Origin of the sequence: Mucilaginibacter sp. P25, from assembly GCF_050859465.1 — a bacterium.
Lineage (GTDB): Bacteria > Bacteroidota > Bacteroidia > Sphingobacteriales > Sphingobacteriaceae > Mucilaginibacter > Mucilaginibacter gossypii.
Genome location: NZ_CP193937.1, coordinates 4,215,088 through 4,231,607, shown reverse-complemented (window position 1 = coordinate 4,231,607; position 16,520 = coordinate 4,215,088). Strand labels below are relative to the sequence as shown.

General features: G+C 42.9%; 16 protein-coding genes. 11 read left to right on the top strand and 5 right to left on the bottom strand.

The genetic code is table 11. From position 1 onward, the window contains the following. The first annotated feature begins 49 nt into the window (after positions 1-49). The 10 genes from ACRQ5D_RS21360 to ACRQ5D_RS21315 all read left to right on the top strand — a co-directional run bounded on the left by ACRQ5D_RS21360 (position 50) and on the right by ACRQ5D_RS21315 (position 11,604). Entirely contained in the window at positions 50-550 is a 501-nt protein-coding gene (locus ACRQ5D_RS21360; protein ID WP_432326516.1) for a hypothetical protein, read from the top strand. Positions 551-558: 8 nt separating this feature from the next. Next, positions 559-1,584 (top strand): L,D-transpeptidase family protein, encoded by a 1,026-nt coding sequence (locus ACRQ5D_RS21355; protein WP_431200354.1) that lies wholly within the window; start codon positions 559-561, stop codon positions 1,582-1,584. A 364-nt stretch (positions 1,585-1,948) separates the two neighbouring features. After that, on the top strand, positions 1,949-2,398 hold the full coding sequence (locus ACRQ5D_RS21350) for a carboxypeptidase-like regulatory domain-containing protein (protein WP_432326514.1): 450 nt from the start codon (positions 1,949-1,951) through the stop codon (positions 2,396-2,398). An 8-nt stretch (positions 2,399-2,406) separates the two neighbouring features. Further along, a complete protein-coding gene (locus tag ACRQ5D_RS21345; RefSeq protein ID WP_432329826.1) occupies positions 2,407-2,886 on the top strand; it encodes a TonB-dependent receptor plug domain-containing protein in 480 nt (159 codons plus the stop codon). A gap of 92 nt (positions 2,887-2,978) precedes the next feature. Next, complete coding sequence (locus ACRQ5D_RS21340) at positions 2,979-5,114, top strand: hypothetical protein (protein ID WP_431200352.1); 2,136 nt, start codon at positions 2,979-2,981, stop codon at positions 5,112-5,114. Between the two features lie 5 nt (positions 5,115-5,119). Then, on the top strand, positions 5,120-6,736 hold the full coding sequence (locus tag ACRQ5D_RS21335) for a SusD/RagB family nutrient-binding outer membrane lipoprotein (protein WP_091167840.1): 1,617 nt from the start codon (positions 5,120-5,122) through the stop codon (positions 6,734-6,736). A 327-nt stretch (positions 6,737-7,063) separates the two neighbouring features. Further along, positions 7,064-9,961, top strand: a complete 2,898-nt coding sequence (locus ACRQ5D_RS21330) for a VCBS repeat-containing protein (protein ID WP_432326512.1) — start codon at positions 7,064-7,066, stop codon at positions 9,959-9,961. A 58-nt stretch (positions 9,962-10,019) separates the two neighbouring features. Continuing rightward, on the top strand, positions 10,020-10,214 hold the full coding sequence (locus ACRQ5D_RS21325) for a hypothetical protein (protein ID WP_432326510.1): 195 nt from the start codon (positions 10,020-10,022) through the stop codon (positions 10,212-10,214). Positions 10,215-10,393: 179 nt separating this feature from the next. After that, positions 10,394-11,110, top strand: coding sequence for a hypothetical protein (locus tag ACRQ5D_RS21320; RefSeq protein ID WP_432326508.1), 717 nt, complete (start codon positions 10,394-10,396; stop codon positions 11,108-11,110). Beyond that, a complete protein-coding gene (locus ACRQ5D_RS21315; protein WP_432326506.1) occupies positions 11,107-11,604 on the top strand; it encodes a vanadium-dependent haloperoxidase in 498 nt (165 codons plus the stop codon). The genes ACRQ5D_RS21320 and ACRQ5D_RS21315 overlap by 4 nt, the downstream gene beginning before the upstream one ends. Before the next feature lie 102 nt (positions 11,605-11,706). On the opposite strand, the gene ACRQ5D_RS21310 is transcribed toward ACRQ5D_RS21315, so the two are convergent. The 5 genes from ACRQ5D_RS21310 to ACRQ5D_RS21290 all read right to left on the bottom strand — a co-directional run bounded on the left by ACRQ5D_RS21310 (position 11,707) and on the right by ACRQ5D_RS21290 (position 15,047). Then, entirely contained in the window at positions 11,707-12,288 is a 582-nt protein-coding gene (locus ACRQ5D_RS21310) for a TMEM175 family protein (protein ID WP_091167849.1), read from the bottom strand. Between the two features lie 15 nt (positions 12,289-12,303). Further along, positions 12,304-13,512, bottom strand: a complete 1,209-nt coding sequence (locus tag ACRQ5D_RS21305; protein ID WP_091167851.1) for a glycoside hydrolase family 88 protein — start codon at positions 13,510-13,512, stop codon at positions 12,304-12,306. Between the two features lie 217 nt (positions 13,513-13,729). Beyond that, positions 13,730-14,125 carry a hypothetical protein gene (locus ACRQ5D_RS21300; protein WP_091167854.1) on the bottom strand — a complete coding sequence of 132 codons (396 nt, stop codon included), beginning with the start codon at positions 14,123-14,125 and terminating at the stop codon, positions 13,730-13,732. A gap of 99 nt (positions 14,126-14,224) precedes the next feature. Next, a complete protein-coding gene (locus tag ACRQ5D_RS21295; protein ID WP_176844454.1) occupies positions 14,225-14,377 on the bottom strand; it encodes a hypothetical protein in 153 nt (50 codons plus the stop codon). A 19-nt stretch (positions 14,378-14,396) separates the two neighbouring features. Beyond that, positions 14,397-15,047 (bottom strand): hypothetical protein, encoded by a 651-nt coding sequence (locus ACRQ5D_RS21290; RefSeq protein ID WP_143020755.1) that lies wholly within the window; start codon positions 15,045-15,047, stop codon positions 14,397-14,399. A gap of 133 nt (positions 15,048-15,180) precedes the next feature. On the opposite strand from ACRQ5D_RS21290, the gene ACRQ5D_RS21285 reads away from it, so the two are divergent. After that, the gene (locus ACRQ5D_RS21285; protein WP_091167859.1) at positions 15,181-16,461 is read left to right on the top strand and encodes a hypothetical protein; all 1,281 of its coding nucleotides are present in this window, start codon (positions 15,181-15,183) and stop codon (positions 16,459-16,461) included. Positions 16,462-16,520: the final 59 nt, after the last annotated feature.

The following is a 16,520-nucleotide window of genomic DNA, read 5'->3' as shown; positions in this document are numbered from 1 at the left end:
ACAACAGCAAAAAACATTACAATTATATAGCTGACTCCTAAAAAAGAAAATGGCTAAAGAGTGGACAAAAACCATTCCTGGCAACTTTAGTGATCAAACCGAAGTTGTATTTGACAGTACCCGCATCGTCACATTTCTTCAAAAGCACCCCGCTTTGGTTCCCTATGAGCAGGATCTGCGGAGTTTTTACCGTAAGCGTAAATTTGCCTATGCATGGTACGAAAAAGGCACCTTAATTGAACAGGCTGGTAACCTGAACGACAGGCTGATGAACCTGCAAAATGAAGGCATATATAAAGGTACCCCCTATCAAAAAGATTTAGACTCCCTGATATTTGATAATCATTCAAAAACAAGAGTCAAAAAGCCTGATATTGGCACCGAGTTAATGCTCACTGCCCAGTATTTCGCGTTTTCAAAACTGGCTTTCCGGGGCATGAGCGATTCGGTCAGCCGTTCGGTAAACTGGTTCCTGCCGCGTAAAAAGATAGCATATGATGATTATCTTGATACACTCTTAAAAAAACTTCGAAACAAACCCCTGCTATAAGCGAGCCGGTGTACCGCCAGTACGACTTGCTAAAAAGTTTCCTGGCCAAATACCGCCAGCTTGATGCCCATGAGAACTGGGAGCCAATTATTATCAGCAAAAAACTCAAACTCGGCGACTCGTCGGCTGTAGTTGCCAACATAAAAGCCCGCCTATATAAACTGGAAGATTTTAAAGGCGATACGCTCAACAATAAATTTGATGACGAGTTCAAAGCAGCCATAACCCAATTCCAGCTCAGGCACGGCCTTGGCGCCGATGGCTTACCAGGTCCCGGAACCATGGCCGAAATGAATGTACCGCTCAAGTCACGGATCAAACAGATCATTGTAAACATGGAGCGCTGCCGCTGGCTACCGGTAAGTTTAACTACCGACTACCTCGCTGTGAATATCCCCGAATTTAAACTGCACGTTTACCATGCCGATAGCTTATTATGGAGCTGCAATGTGGTGGTGGGGGAAAAAGTACATCAAACAGTAATATTTTACGGCGAAATGCAGTACGTGGTATTCAGTCCTTACTGGAACCTGCCCGAAAGTATTGTGCGCAATGAAGTTTTGCCGGCCATGAGCAGCAACCCAAATTATCTTAACGAGCATAATATGGTCATTACCGGCCGGGAAAACGGGCTTCCGGTAATTCAGCAAAAGCCCGGACCTGCAAACTCTTTGGGGCTGGTAAAATTCCTGTTCCCTAATAGTTACAGTATCTATTTGCACGATACGCCTTCAAGGTCGTTGTTTGGCGAATCGTCCCGGGCGTTTAGCCACGGCTGTATCCGCGTTGGCGAACCGGTAAAACTGGCTTCATTTCTTTTAAAATACGACAGCACCTGGACAACCTCCCGCATTAATAAAGCCATGCATCTCGGTAAACAACAGCAGGTTACACTCAAACAAAAGATGCCTGTATTTATAGCCTATTTTACCGCCTTCACCGACAGGAATAACCGGCTCAATTTCCGCAAAGATATTTATGACCGCGACGAGCAGCTTGCATCCATGATCATGTCAGGCAGCGGGCAATACTAATCCACTTCTTACCAATCTCTTTTTCTTCATACAGCAGTTTAAAGTACCGGTAATTAATAATTGCAAAATATTTTTCATGGGTTTGTAGGCAATCGCTAAAATTTAATTGTCCTCACTTTAAATCACTAAAGTGCATCCCTACAAAGGATAGTTTTCCTTTAGCACAGTGATCATTAACCAAACTATATGACATTATTAATAAACCCAGGAAAACTGATGCCTATGTAAAAAAAGCTTACTCTCCCCACTACAGGCAATAATTACCCGGAGGGAATTACTGCCTCGAAAAAGATTTTTGAATGTTTATAACTGCGTTGTGCTTCCAGGGCGCTTCGCTATTAACTCCCTTTAAATTCAATAAAATATGAAATTTTTCAAACACCCGGTGGGTGTACAGAGGCCATGGGTATCAAAATCCCTCAACCTGTGTAAATTTGCCCTTGCAGGTATGGTGCTCTTGAATATGCAGGCTTCGGCTGCTGAAGCGCCAAAAGCAAATGCCAAATCAAACTATAATTTTAACTTAAACTTCGCTAAACTTACCGGTAAGGTTGTTGACGAAAAAGGCGAACCCCTTGTAGGCGTAAGCATCAGGATCAAAGGCACCACTACAGGTACACAAACCGATGCCAGCGGTAATTTTACGCTTGATGTTCAGCCAAACACTGTGTTGATTTTGAGCTATATCGGTTATGGCACTAAAGAAGTTGCGGTGGGAGGTAAATCAACTATTACCATTACTTTAACCTCAAACAACAATTTGAACGAAGTTGTGGTAACTGCCTTAGGTATTAAAAAGAAGAGAAAAAATTAGGCTACGCCATTACAACTGTAAAAGGCGACCTGCTTGATAAAGCGAAAGAAAGCAACGTAGCCTACTCATTAGAAGGCCGCGTGGCAGGTCTGAGCATCAGCGGTGTAAGTGGCGGTCCGGGTTCTTCAGCCCGTATCTTATTACGCGGTGTAACGAGCGGTACAGCTGGCGGCCCGTTATTCGTAATCAACGGTGTACCGATGGACAACACCCAGCGCGGTTCATCCGGCGAATGGGGTGGCGCTGATTATGGCGACGGTATCAGCAACATTAACCCTGATGATGTTGAAACCATTACGGTATTAAAAGGCCAGTCAGCATCCGCTCTTTACGGTACCCGTGCTACAAATGGTGTAATTTTGATCACCACCAAAGGCGGCAAAAAAATTCGGGTTTTGGTGTTGAATTCAATACCAACTACCAAGCCGACAAGGTTAACAACACTACCGATTTCCAAACCACATATGGTCAGGGTCAGCGTGGTGTAAAGCCTCAAAATGCATCCGACGCACAAGCGTCAACTCGTTTAGCATGGGGTTCAAAACTTGATGGTTCACAAACCATACAGTTTGACGGCAAAATGTATCCATATTCCGCGGTAAACAATAATCTGCAAAACTTCTACCGCACAGGCAATACTTATACTAATACAGTAGCGTTTGACGGCGGTAATGAAACAGGAGCTTTCAGGTTATCAGTTTCGGATATGAATGCAGGTTCGATAGTACCTAACAGCAAACTCGACAGGAAAACTTTCAACTTAAACGCCAACCAAAACGTAACCGACAAACTGAACATCGGTATCGTGGCCAACTACCTGGTTGAAAACTCTACAAACCGTCCAAGCCTTTCTGACGGTCCGGGTAACCCGAACAACATCTGGTTTATCGCCCCTAACTTAAACCAATCTATCCTAAACCCTGGCTACGGTGCTAATGGTTATGAGCAGGTTTGGACAGACGACCCATATGTAACCAACCCTTACTTTGCTGCCAACAAGTTTATCAATAACACCGGCCGTAAAAGGTTAATTACAGCATTAACCGCCCGCTACAACTTCACCAGCTGGATTTACGCGCAGGCCCGTTTAGGTTATGACAACATTAACGATAGCCGCTTTAAAGTAACCCCTACCGGTACCGCGTACTACTCGGGGTTAATGGGCGGCCTGGACGAGCAATCAACCACGCAAACATCCGAATTAAACATCGACGGTTTAATTGGTGTTAAACACGACATTGTTAAAGACCTGTTAAGTTTCGACGTAACCGCAGGTGCTGCAACCCGTAAAAACCAATACGAATATACCAGCCTTAGCGGCGGTCCGTTCACGCTGCCGTTTTTCTATAGCATCAACAACGTAGGCAGCAAAAACTCAAGTTATGGCTTCAGCAAATCAGAAGTGCATTCGGCTTACTACAACGCTGATTTTGCGATTAAAAACTTCCTGACCATTGGTACCAGCGGCCGTTATGATGCATACTCAACGCTTAATGCCGGTAACCGAGGTATATTCACTCCATCGGTATCGGGCGCCTTCATTTTCTCCGAGTTGACACATATACCGAATATTGATTTAGGTAAAATCAGGTTATCATACGCTAAAACAAGTGGTGAGCTAAAAGACGCTTATGGCACTTCGGCTTATTACAGCCTGGGTAACAATATTAATGGTATAACTATCGGTAATTACTCATCTGATCTTTATAACACAGGTTTAAAACCATATACCCTTTCGGAAATTGAGATCGGTACCGAGTTAAAAATGTTTAACGGTCGGTTAAATTTTGATTTTGACTATTTTGCCCGTAAAACTAAAAACGAGATCCTGCGTAGCGGACTTGACATAGCATCAGGTTATACCACCCGTTTAATCGGTTCTCAGTCATTCCAAAATCGCGGCGTGGAGTTAGAGGTTAAAGGTACACCAATCCAAACTTCATCATTCTCCTGGACTCCATCGTTTAACTTTACTTATGTTAAAAACAAGGTGCTAAAAACCGATGAATTCGGCACTACGCAAAATTTAGGCACCTATCGTCCGTTAAATGCTAACCTTGCTTACGTAGTTGGTTTACCTGGCCCGCAAATTATGGCTAACGATTACAAACGCGACGCAAGCGGTAATATTATTTTCGATTCAAGCGGTTATCCTGAGTACACCGATCGTAAAGCAATGGGTACAACAGTGCCTAAAATTTACGGCGGTTTAAACAACGATTTCAGCTACAAACATATTAATCTTTCGTTTTTGGTTGACTACCGTTTTGGTAATAAAATTCTTTCGGCAACAAACGCTTACAGCATCTACCGTGGTTTAAACAAAATCACACTTGATGGCCGTGAAGGAGGTGTAGTAGGCAAAGGTGTTACTGAAGCAGGTACGCCAAACACCAAAAATGTTGAAGCGCAGGATTACTACCAAAATGGTTTATATAAAGTATCGGCTCTTAACGTGTTAAGCGGCGACTTTATTAAACTACGCCAGGTAACATTGGGTTATACCTTTACAAGCGGCATATTGAAAGGTTCACCGTTTAACGGTATTACCGTATCAGCAGTAGGTCGTAACCTTTGGACCATCCTGAAACATTCAGACAATATCGATCCTGAATCAGGCTTCTCAAACAATATCAACTATGCAGGCATCGAAGGTACCAGCTTACCGGCAACCCGCACATTCGGTATTAATGTTAACTTTAAATTTAGAAAATAACAGAGATGAAAAAGAAACTTATATATAGTGGTCTTTGTATTGCAGCGTCGCTTTTTGCCGGCTGTACCAAAGATTTCACCAAAATAAATACCGACCCTAATAAAACGTCGGCCGAAGTGTTCAATCCAAACTTTCTTTTAGCGCAGGCTGAACTTAATTATTCACAAACGGGCTACTCGCAGTTACTTTTTCAAAGTATGTGGTCGCAATCATTAGCTTCAACGTTCGGCTATTATGGTAACGGCGATAAATACACGCAAAGCGGATCATTTAACGATTATGTTGGCCGTGTGTATAGTGAGGGCTATGGCGCTGAAACTTACGCACAGGAAATGAAAAACCTTACAGCGAGCAATGCAGCGTATTCAAATCTGAATAAAATAGGCACTATTATGAAGGTGCTTATCCTGCAACGCGTTACCGATACTTATGGTGATGTTCCTTACTCAGAAGCAGGCATGGCAAAACAGGGTATCTTTTTCCCTAAGTTTGATAAGCAGCAGGATATATATACCGCTATGCTTGCAGATCTTGACGCGGCAGTAAGCGGTCTTGATGCTGCAAAAGATAAACCGACTTCTGATCTGATCTACGGTGGCGATATTGCCAAATGGAAACGGTTTGGTTACTCTTTAATGCTGCGTGTTGCTATGCGTTTAACTAAAGTTGATGCCGCTACCGCGCAAAAATATGCTGAAAAAGCTTATGCCGGTGGTACCATGGCCAGCGTTGATGATAACGCCAAAGTAAAAACAGATAACGCGAATGGTTACAGCAATTCTATCGTTAATGCTTTATTAACTACCGATGATTTCCGTGAAGTACGCTGGTCAAAAACTTTGATCGATTACATGAAATCAACTACCGATCCGCGAGTTAGCGCAATTGCTGAAATCACTACGGGTAACGGTAAAGCAGCTAACGAAAACGAATCGCTTGCTGGTGATAATACCTACAGTAAACAGTTAGGTATGCCGAATGGCTATGATCTTAACGGCGGAGCCACTGATATATCAAAAGCACCGGGTTACCCAGGCGCAACTCCGGCTGTAAGCGCTACAGATGCTCCGGCACCACTTGGCAAATATTCAAGACCAAGGCTCCAAGTTTATTACACCTCATCCGGAAGCATTAACCCTGTTGATAAAAGCACCATCAACATGCTGTTAACTTATGGCGAAACCGAGTTGTTACTTGCCGAAGCTTCGACCAGGAACTGGAATACAGGTAACGCTGCTACGCATTATGCTAATGCTCTTGCTGCTAACATGAAATCGGTCGCGCAAATCAATTCGGCCGCTACGGTAGATGCTGCCGCCATCACAGCTTATGTTGCTACACACCCATTGGTTAGTGCTACCGCACTCCAGCAAATTAACATGGAGTACTGGGTTGAAACTTCAACCTTGTTCATGTTTAACGAAAACTGGACAAACTGGAGAAGATCAGGTTTCCCTGTATTAACACCTGTTGTTTACTCAGCTCAGTTTGATACTCAAATTCCGCGTCGCGTTATTTACCCAATTAACTTGTCATCAACAAACCCTAAAGGTTTAGCAAGCGGAGTTCAATCATTATCTGGTGGTGATAAATTTTCATCACGTGTATGGTGGGATAAATAATACCCCTATATAATTCATTTTAAAAACAAGGCTATGGCTTCATAGCCTTGTTTTTTGGTTTTTACAACAAAAAGGATTAATAATCCGGTGGCAATTATCAATACAAATAAGTAAATTTAAATCTCCCTGCGACCCGGAAAAAATAAAATCTGTTGATAATGTGTTGTTCTTCTCCCCTCGTTAATTTTAAACTTAAAAGGTTAAACACTTTTACATTTTGTACTGTTGCGTTGTTTACATTACAAAGTATGCGCGGTAATGCGCAGCAGCCGCTTTTTAAGCTGCTTACCCCCGACGAAACCAGTGTTAAATTCCGCAATGACCTGATTGAGGACAGAAAAGCTCAATGTGCTCTCCTATGAGTACCTGTACAATGGCGGTGGTGTTGCCGTTGGCGATATCAACAATGACGGTCTCGAAGACCTATTTTTTACCAGCAACCTTGGTCAAAATAAACTGTACCTCAACTTAGGGAACCTGAAATTTAAAGATATTACCCAGCAAGCCGGCAGCGGCCTCGCGGGCAGGCCCGGCGACTGGAAAACCGGCGTTACCATGGCCGATGTTAACGGCGACGGCCTTCTAGATATTTATGTATGTTACTCCGGCCTTGGTGATAATGCCAAACGCCGCAACCAGCTTTTCATCAACAAAGGCAACAGCAAATTTGTTGAAATGGCCAAACAATACGGCCTTGATGATCCGGGCTACAGTACCCAGGCTGTATTTTTTGACTATAATAATGATGGCAAGCTGGATATGTTCCTGCTTAACCATAACGTTAAAAAAATCAGCAACCTTGAATTTGCGCAAGCCAAAGCCGAAACCGACGAACTGGCCAGCAATAAACTTTTTGAAAACCAGGATGGTCATTTTGTTGATGTATCCAAAAAAGCGGGCATCATTCAAAATCCCCTCACCTTTGGCCTTGGCGTTGCCATAGCTGATATGAACAAAGATGGATTACAGGATATTTATGTAACCAACGATTACAACGAACCCGACTACCTTTACATAAACAACGGAAACGGCACTTTTACCGAGGATAGTAAAAAGTGCTTCAAACATTTGTCACAATTTTCAATGGGGGTTGATATAGCTGATATCAATAATGACGGCCTTCCTGATATGATGACACTTGACATGCTGCCGCCTGATAACCGGCGTCAAAAGCTGTTGCAACTACAGGAAAACTACGAATCGTTTGAGCTGATGCTGAACCAGAACCTGTACAAACAATATATGCGCAACATGCTGCAGGTTAATAATGGCGATGGTACTTTCAGCGAAATCGGTCAGCTGGCAGGTATTTCCAATACAGACTGGAGCTGGTGCCCGCTAATTGCCGACTTTGACAACGACGGCTACAAGGATATCTTCATCTCCAACGGTTACTTCCGCGATTATACCAACAAGGATTTTTTACGGTACTGGGGCGATTATAAGCTAAAAAAAGCTATGAACCGCGAACCATTCCTGCTCATGGACCTGGTTAAAGCTATGCCCTCTACTACCCTGTCAAACTATATTTTCCAAAATAATCATAACCTTACCTTCACCGATAAAAAACAAGATTGGGGGATCAATAAAGGTGGCATTTCCAGCGGCTCTGTTTATGCCGACCTTGATAACGACGGCGATCTTGACCTGGTTACCAATAATATCAACAGCGAGGCTTCCATATTACAAAACATGACCATGGAAACCGGTAAAAAGAGCTACCTGGCCGTAAACCTTAAACAACCGGAAGGAAATACAAACGCCATAGGTTCAAAAGTATTTGTATATAGCGGTAAGCAAGTACAGTACCAGGAGGTTAACCCTAACAGGGGATATCTTTCGTGCGTATCCACAGTTTTAAATTTTGGATTGGGTGACCAGCAGCAGGCAGATTCAGTACGGATCATCTGGCCCGATCAAACATCGCAATTGCTTAGCAATGTTAAAGCAAATCAACGCTTAAACATTACCTATAAAACAGGCAATCCTATATTTAAAACCAATGGAAAAGCCATTACCAAATCTGTTTTTTGTTTAGCTAAACCGACTATTGATTATACTCATACCGAAAATAGCATCAACGATTTTAAACGCCAGCCTTTGATGCTGTTCATGAGCTCAAAAACAGGACCGGTAATAGCCAAAGCTGATGTAAACAAAGATGGTCTTGAGGACCTATTTATTGCCGGTGATCAGAATACACCGAGCAAAATATTTATTCAAAAAGCAGGCGGCAATTATGCCGTTCAGGAGATATCGGACGTTAACAAAGAAAACACATCAGCAGCGGCGTTTTTTGACGCCAATGGCGATGGTTTCCCCGATCTGTATATAGCCAAAGGCGGCTATTCACTATTAGAACCCGGCGCTAATGAGCTGCAGGACAAGCTTTATCTAAACGATGGTAAAGGCAATTTCAGCTTTTCAAGCACCTCCCTCCCGATATTAACAGCCAGCAGTAAATCATGTGTACGCCCTTGTGATTATAACAACGACGGAAAAATTGACCTGTTTGTCGGATCAAACGTTACACCGGGTTCTTATCCATCTGCACCAAAAAGCTACCTGCTTACCAATACGGGCGGTGGTCATTTTGAAATTACCGATGCACCATTTACAGGCATAGGTATGATCAAAGATGCGCAATGGGCCGACTTGAATGGCGATGGCCGTAAAGACCTGATAGTATGCGGCGAATTTATGTCCATCATGGTATTTACCAACACCAAAGCTGGTTTTGTTGATGAAACAGTCAAATACTTTGACCATCCCGTTAGCGGTTTCTGGAACACGCTAGCCATTACCGATGTGGATAGCGATGGCAAGCCTGATATTATTGCTGGCAACCTTGGCGAAAACACACAGATCCATGCCAGCCAAACAGAGCCTGCCGAAATGTATTTTGCCGATTTTGACGGCAACGGCTCAATCGATCCGTTTTTTAACTTTTATATACAGGGTGTAAGCTACCCCTTTGTGAGCCGCGACGAACTGAACGACCAGATTTACCCGATGCGTAAAAGGTTCGCTTCATATAAAGCTTATTGCGATGCTACCATGAAAGATATTTTCACGCCCGAAGAGCTTACTAAAGCCACTAAACTTACAGCTAATGAAGTTGAAACATGCCTGTTCATGAACCGTGGTGGAAAGTTTGTAAAAGCTGAGCTGCCGTTGCAGGCCCAATATCTCGTCGGTATCAGAGATCCTCACCGGCGATTTTAATCATGACGGTAAAACAGACTTCCTGCTGCTGGGCAACCATTCAGATAACCGCCTGAAATTGGGAAGCTTTGATGCAAATTATGGCTGCCTGCTTACCGGCGACGGGAAGGGTAATTTCACATACCAAAGCCAACCGGTTGCAGGGCTATCAGTAAACGGTGACGTAAAATCGGCCACAGAAATAAAAATAAACGGCGCAAATTATGTAATGATAGGTGCATCGGGCCAGGCGTTACAGTTTTATAAGTACTGAATCTTGAGTACCTATTGACTTAAGGCTTGGGACTCGAAACAAAAATTAAAACAGATGATCCAAAAAATATCCATATTGTTTTTAGCGCTTATAAGCACACCAGCTTATGCGCAAAAGAATAAAAAAACATTCTTCCGTACCTGCATATCGATCAGGCTGTAAATGCTATTTCGGCGGTTATGATCCATGATGTTGTAAACCCGCCCGCTGCTTCCCGTTATTATGCCTATGTAACCCTGGGTGCTTATAATTTGGTTAGCCTAAACAATAAACAGATAATACCGGTTGGCAATTTTATCAAAAGTTACACACAGGATAACCAGATCAGCATCCCGGCTGATAAATATGATTATCGCATAGCCGCTATGTATTGTATACTGGAAACGGGAAAGCAGATGCTCCCATCGGGTTTTATGCTGCAGGATGATGAGGCTAAATATGTAGCCCTTCTTAAAGAGAACGGCGTAACCGAAGATGTGATCAAACAATCAATAGCAGCTGCCACCGAAATGACTGGCAAGGTTATTAATTATTCCAAATCAGATAATTACAACAAACTGAGCGGTCGGCTCAGGTACTCACCTATAAAAGGAGGTAAAAACTGGTTCCCAACCCCTCCAATGTACATGGAGGCCGTTGAGCCTAACTGGAAAACCATTCGGCCTATGTTTATCGACTCCTCTAACCAGTTTGTGCCTATAAGGCCCGCCGTATTCAGCACTGACAGCACCAGCGACTTTTACAAGGAAGCATATGCAGTTTACAAGGTATCCAAAAATCTATCGACTGAACAAATCATGATTGCCAACTTCTGGGATTGCAACCCTTTTGCTGTCACCACATCAGGGCACATGATGATCGGTTTTAAAAAATCAGTCCGGGTGGGCACTGGATGAACATTGTCGGTATTGCCGTAAAAAAAGCCGGGCTTAGTTTTGATAAATCTATACAGGTGGCAACACTGGTTGCCATGACCGAAATGGATGCTTTTATCAGTTGCTGGGACGAAAAATATCGCAGTAACGGCATCCGTCCCGAAACCTATATTAACAAATACATTGATATTAAATGGGTACCCATGTTGCAAACCCCGCCATTCCCGGAATATCCAAGCGGCCATGCCGTGTTGTCAAATTCGTCGGCTGGAGTATTAAGTTATCTGTTGGGTGATAACTTTGCTTACACAGATGATTCGGAAATCCCCTATGGTGTTGGCCCCCGCGACTTCAAATCATTTAAGCAGGCGGCTGAAGAAGCTTCTTTGTCCCGCTTTTATGGTGGTATTCATTTTAATGATGCCATTGTTAACGGAAATCAGCAGGGGCGCGATGTGGCAGCAGCGGTTGTTAAAAAATTAAAAGTGGCCGGAATAAACTATTTGGGTAAATAAAGCATAGTTAAAAGTGAACTGCTTTTTAACTATGCGCACCAAGTAAGCAAGGTTACTGTACTTTTTATCATACCGGGATCCCGATCTTAATTCAGGAAACCGTTAAGATTCGAGGAGTCGTTCAAAACGTTTATCGGGTATGAACCAGGTCCCGGCTACCACTACATAAATTACCACGCTGATAACAGGATTTAACCATGTACATAAAATAGCAACCGCGTATAGCGCCACAGAAATTTTCCCCTTAAAATCATTGCCGAAGGCTTTTGTTATTAACGAGTCTTCACCGTGATGTTTAATGAGCATTAACGCCAGGATGCGATAGGCAATACCATTCATGATGAGCACCACACCATAAAAGAAAACCGGCCATTGGGTGAGGTGGGTCTCTCCCATCCAGCCGGTTACAAAAGGTATCAACGATAGCCAGAATAACAGGTGTAGGTTGGCCCACAATATTTTACCATTTACAGAGCGTACCGCCTGCAAGGTATGGTGATGATTGTTCCAGTAAATACCTACATATACAAAACTGAGCAGATAGCTTAAAAAAACCGGGATAAGTGGCTTCAAAGCTTCCAGGGTTTCGCCATGCGGAACCTTCATTTCCAACACCATAATGGTAATAATGATGGCTATTACGCCATCACTAAATGCTTCTAACCTGCCTTTACCTAACGCCATGGGCTAAATATAGCATTATTTGGCAAAAGCCTTATAACGCTGCATAGCCTCAACAAAGTAGTAATCGGCATAAGTTAAAGGTACGTCAACTTCGGTACCTGCCGGGAAATGGCCCACGCTGTGTTTCAAAATAAAACCTCCGTTGCTGTTCAAATCAGCTTTATATGCCGGTGCAGATAAGTTTTTGATAATAGTTTGAGCTGTATTAAAATACTCCTGACCATCCTTTTTATCAACGTAACGGCAAAGCTCTAACAAGGCAGAGGCCATAACTGATGCCGCAGAAGCATCGCGAAGCGCGTTAGGGATGTTTGGTGCGTTATAATCCCAGTAAGGTATTTTATCGGCGGGCAAGTTTGGATTGGTCAATATAAAATGCGCTATATTTTTTGCCTGCTCAAGGTATTTTTTGTCTTTAGTTTCGCGGTACATAACTGTATAGCCGTATAGCCCCCAGGATTGTCCCCTTGCCCATGCCGACTCGTTAGCAAAGCCTTGCGCGGTTTTCTTTTCCTTTACCGCTCCTGTTTGTTCATCGTAATTAATTACGTGGTACGAACTAAAATCCGGGCGGAAGTGGTTTTTCATAGTGGTATTGGCATGGGTAACCGCTATTTTATAAAAACTCGAGTCGCCGGTTGCCTTGGTAGCGTAAAACAACAGTTCCAGGTTCATCATATTGTCAATGATCACCAGAAAATCATTAGCCTTTGAATTCCATGAACGGATACAGCCAACCGTTGGGTTAAACCTTGTTGAAAGTGATTTGGCACTATTAATCAGAATTTCTTTATACTCAGGTTTCGGCTCAAGATGGTTTGCTGTACCGAAGCTGCAATACATCATAAAGCCGAGGTCATGCGTCCCTTTATTATATTGTTCTTTTTCGAGGCCTTTCAAGTTTTCATTAGCCTGGTTAAGCAGCTCAGCATCTTTAGTTTGCTGATATAGATTTAGTAATGTACCTGAATAAAAACCACTGCACCACCAGCTGCTATTGCTTGTTTCAAACTTATCGGTAGTAGGGTGGTACGTTTTAGGGAACTGCTCCGGTCCAAATTGTTTGGCCATGTACTTATATTGTATGCCCGCATCAGCAAAGTTTTTTTTGATGGTTGCCAATACATCCTTTTGAGGTTTAAAGCTATTTTGCGAAAAAGAATTGAGGCTTAGCGCTAATAAACATGCAGTAATTGCTGATTTGTACAGGTGTTTAAATTTCATAGACTATAAGTAACTGGTTAAAGTGCTTATGCAGGGCACATTTCAAGTTATAAAAGTGCAGATTTTGGTTCAATAAAAACAAGCACCGGACAGCCATTTGACTATATATTTCTACTACATCGATGTAGTTAGGGCGATTTTTTGCAGTTGAAGACTTGCGAAATTTAAAAACCTCGCAAGGCCGGACAGAGAACGCACAAATCCCTCACCATAGTTCTTAGTTAAAAGCCGTTACAACAAGATTCTTGTAAGCACCTTTGGGGCAGTTTCCATGCCAATAACCTACCTCACCGCTTTTCAATGACGGATCAAGCGGGGTGTACACCATAGCCGGCTTCGGGGCATTATCCGCATAAACCTCCATTTTGCTGCCCCGAACCACCACTTTAACATGAAACCATTTATTTTGCGGGATTATGGCTTTAGGCTGGTATTTTGTTGCCTCATAGTCCCACCAGTTAAACTCGGCCTTTTTTTCGGGCATGTACTGGATGGCGTTAATGGTACCAGATGCCCCCGGCCTGAAATAAACTGTTTCATAATGATGGGCATCCCGGATATGAAAAGCCAAACCAACAAAACCTCCTTTGGGATTTACACAAGCTACATCCATTTCAATAATACCGTCCTTAAAATTTAAACCCGGTTTATACGCTAAACTGGCCGATTTGTAGTCGCCGATTTTCCGTTTGATGAGCAGCGCTTTTTGTCCCTAAAAAGTGCCCAACTCATAGTCAAGCGTATCGTTTTTAGGAATGATCCATTGTTTAGGGTTTATAACGGAAAGGTTGTATACCTGGTGCTTTTGTTGTGCCCGTGTTTCCACGGCAGCGAACAGTGTTAACATTAAGACAAATTTTTTCATGATGATGGTTAGTTTATACTTATTGAGTAATAACAAGGTTGGCAAAATCGCCCGGCAACCCGGACGACCAAAGGCCAACGAGCCCGCTTTGCCGGTTATTCAGTTTTTTTACAGTAAGCGATGGTTGATGGGAATGGTCAACATACACAACAATATTATCTGCATTAACTACAATGCGTGCATGAAACCAGGCCTCCGCCAGCGGAAAAGGATTTACTGCATTTTCATAAACCAGCGGATGTTCCTTACGGAGTTTATCCCAGGGAAAATCCGGCTCGCTGATGTATTGTACCGTATGCTTGCGGCGAAGCGTATCCGTGGTTTGGAAATTAAAAGGGCGGAAATAGATAACATCATTGGTTGTAGTATCAACCCCGTGAAAAGCTATACCCAAAAAGCTTTCCTGAAAAACATCTCTGCCCCGTAAATCGATATCGATAGTGCCTGTCTTAAAATTCACATCTTTAAGCCATAAAATACCATCTAATGTTAGGCCTTGTTTATTGCCATCGGTAAGTTCTTTAACAGTTTGGCGGGTGTAGGCTTTCACCATTTTATTTTCCTTCAGCAATTGGTTAATATCATATGTAACTCTTTTTTGCTGACTGTAACAAAAGCCGCCGCCAAGCGTCATGCTTAGTATGGCAAACAATAAAATCTTGTTGTTCATGGGTTTTGATTTTAACTTTAATCAAAACTTGCAAATTGTCATTACAATAAAGCACGGGCGGCATTTCAAGTTAAGTTCAAGTTTGTTCAAAGCGTTTTAGGGATTTTTAAACCACATTATTACTTGTAGATCAATGGAAAAGGAAAAACAATTGCTTTTGTTATGCCGGCAGCTTATTGAGCGAACCTTAAATTGGGGTGATAGTGATATTTGGGGTAATGATGACTTTGAGCAGCTAAGCCAGCAGATCTTTGATAAAACGCGGGTACAGCTCAGTGTATCAACTCTGAAAAGGATCTGGGGTAAGGTGCGCTACGAAAGCTTCCCTAACGCAGCAACGCTGAACGCCCTTGCTTGTTTCCTTGACTACACCAGCTGGCGCGATTTCAGGCAGCGCCACCAGGTTAACGGCGTAATTGAGCAACCGGTTAAAATAAATGATTCAGATACCGCAGTTTTGGTTCCGCTTTCAAAACCCGGTTTACGCTATATATGGTTTGGCAGCGCATTACTGCTGGTATTGGGCGCATTGTTTTTCATGAGCAGCAAGCGCAATAAACCTATTGATCCCGGCTCAATAAAATTCACCAGCAGGAAAGTTTCTGACGATTTGCCTAACTCGGTTGTATTTAATTACGACGCCTCAGCATTTCATTCTGATAGCGTTTTTATTCAGCAATCATGGGACCCTAATCGCCGCGAACAGGTATCCGGTGACGGCAAACAGTATACCTCTATTTATTATGACCCAGGCTATTTTATAGCTAAGCTCATCGTAGACAAACATGTGCGAAAGGAAACATCGGTATTTATTAAAACCAAGGGCTGGAAAGGCATCATCGATCACCAGCCCATACCTGTTTATCTTTCACGGGAAGAAATTAAAGGGCAGGGCTTTATGGGAATTACCGCTGATGTAATGGAGCAAAAGTTAGGTACTTCTGTTTTTAACAATACCAGGGTAAAGTTTGCCAACATTCGCGAATTTCCGGGAATTAATGCAGATAATTTCACCATGGATTGCACCCTGCGCAATATTTCAACACCCGGTCAATCGGCCTGCGCCAAAGCCGACCTCACCATTTTAGGCAACGGCACCGCCATTGTGATCCCCATATTAAACAAAGGATGCATCGCCAATATGGGCATTTTAACCGGTGAAGAATGGGTTGATGGAAAAAACCATGACCTGAGTGCCTTTGGCACAGATATGTCGCAATTTCAAAACCTGCGTTGTACTGTAAAAGACCACTACCTGAAGATATATCTTAACAACAAACAGATCTTTGAATTTAAACAGGCTCACACCATGGGCCGTATTGTAGGCATCCGTTTTGAATTTGAAGGGCCAGGGGAGGTTAAGCAATATAAATTGGAAACGCCGGGAGGAGCGGTTTATGAGGAGAAGTTTTAGGAAAGGCCGCTCGCGACCGTCAACAAAAAGACCTTAAACAACGTCATTGTTTCATACCT

Excerpts from the sequence above, each read along its gene's own strand:
- ACRQ5D_RS21295 (WP_176844454.1), bottom strand. The coding sequence starts at position 14,377 with ATGAAAAAATTTGTCTTAATGTTAACACTGTTCGCTGCCGTGGAAACA.
- ACRQ5D_RS21305 (WP_091167851.1), bottom strand. The coding sequence starts at position 13,512 with ATGAAATTTAAACACCTGTACAAATCAGCAATTACTGCATGTTTATTA.
- ACRQ5D_RS21335 (WP_091167840.1), top strand. The coding sequence starts at position 5,120 with ATGAAAAAGAAACTTATATATAGTGGTCTTTGTATTGCAGCGTCGCTT.
- ACRQ5D_RS21315 (WP_432326506.1), top strand. The coding sequence starts at position 11,107 with ATGAACATTGTCGGTATTGCCGTAAAAAAAGCCGGGCTTAGTTTTGAT.
- ACRQ5D_RS21320 (WP_432326508.1), top strand. The coding sequence starts at position 10,394 with ATGATCCATGATGTTGTAAACCCGCCCGCTGCTTCCCGTTATTATGCC.
- ACRQ5D_RS21285 (WP_091167859.1), top strand. The coding sequence starts at position 15,181 with ATGGAAAAGGAAAAACAATTGCTTTTGTTATGCCGGCAGCTTATTGAG.
- ACRQ5D_RS21290 (WP_143020755.1), bottom strand. The coding sequence starts at position 15,047 with ATGAACAACAAGATTTTATTGTTTGCCATACTAAGCATGACGCTTGGC.
- ACRQ5D_RS21310 (WP_091167849.1), bottom strand. The coding sequence starts at position 12,288 with ATGGCGTTAGGTAAAGGCAGGTTAGAAGCATTTAGTGATGGCGTAATA.
- ACRQ5D_RS21300 (WP_091167854.1), bottom strand. The coding sequence starts at position 14,125 with ATGGATGTAGCTTGTGTAAATCCCAAAGGAGGTTTTGTTGGTTTGGCT.
- ACRQ5D_RS21340 (WP_431200352.1), top strand. The coding sequence starts at position 2,979 with ATGTATCCATATTCCGCGGTAAACAATAATCTGCAAAACTTCTACCGC.
- ACRQ5D_RS21350 (WP_432326514.1), top strand. The coding sequence starts at position 1,949 with ATGAAATTTTTCAAACACCCGGTGGGTGTACAGAGGCCATGGGTATCA.
- ACRQ5D_RS21360 (WP_432326516.1), top strand. The coding sequence starts at position 50 with ATGGCTAAAGAGTGGACAAAAACCATTCCTGGCAACTTTAGTGATCAA.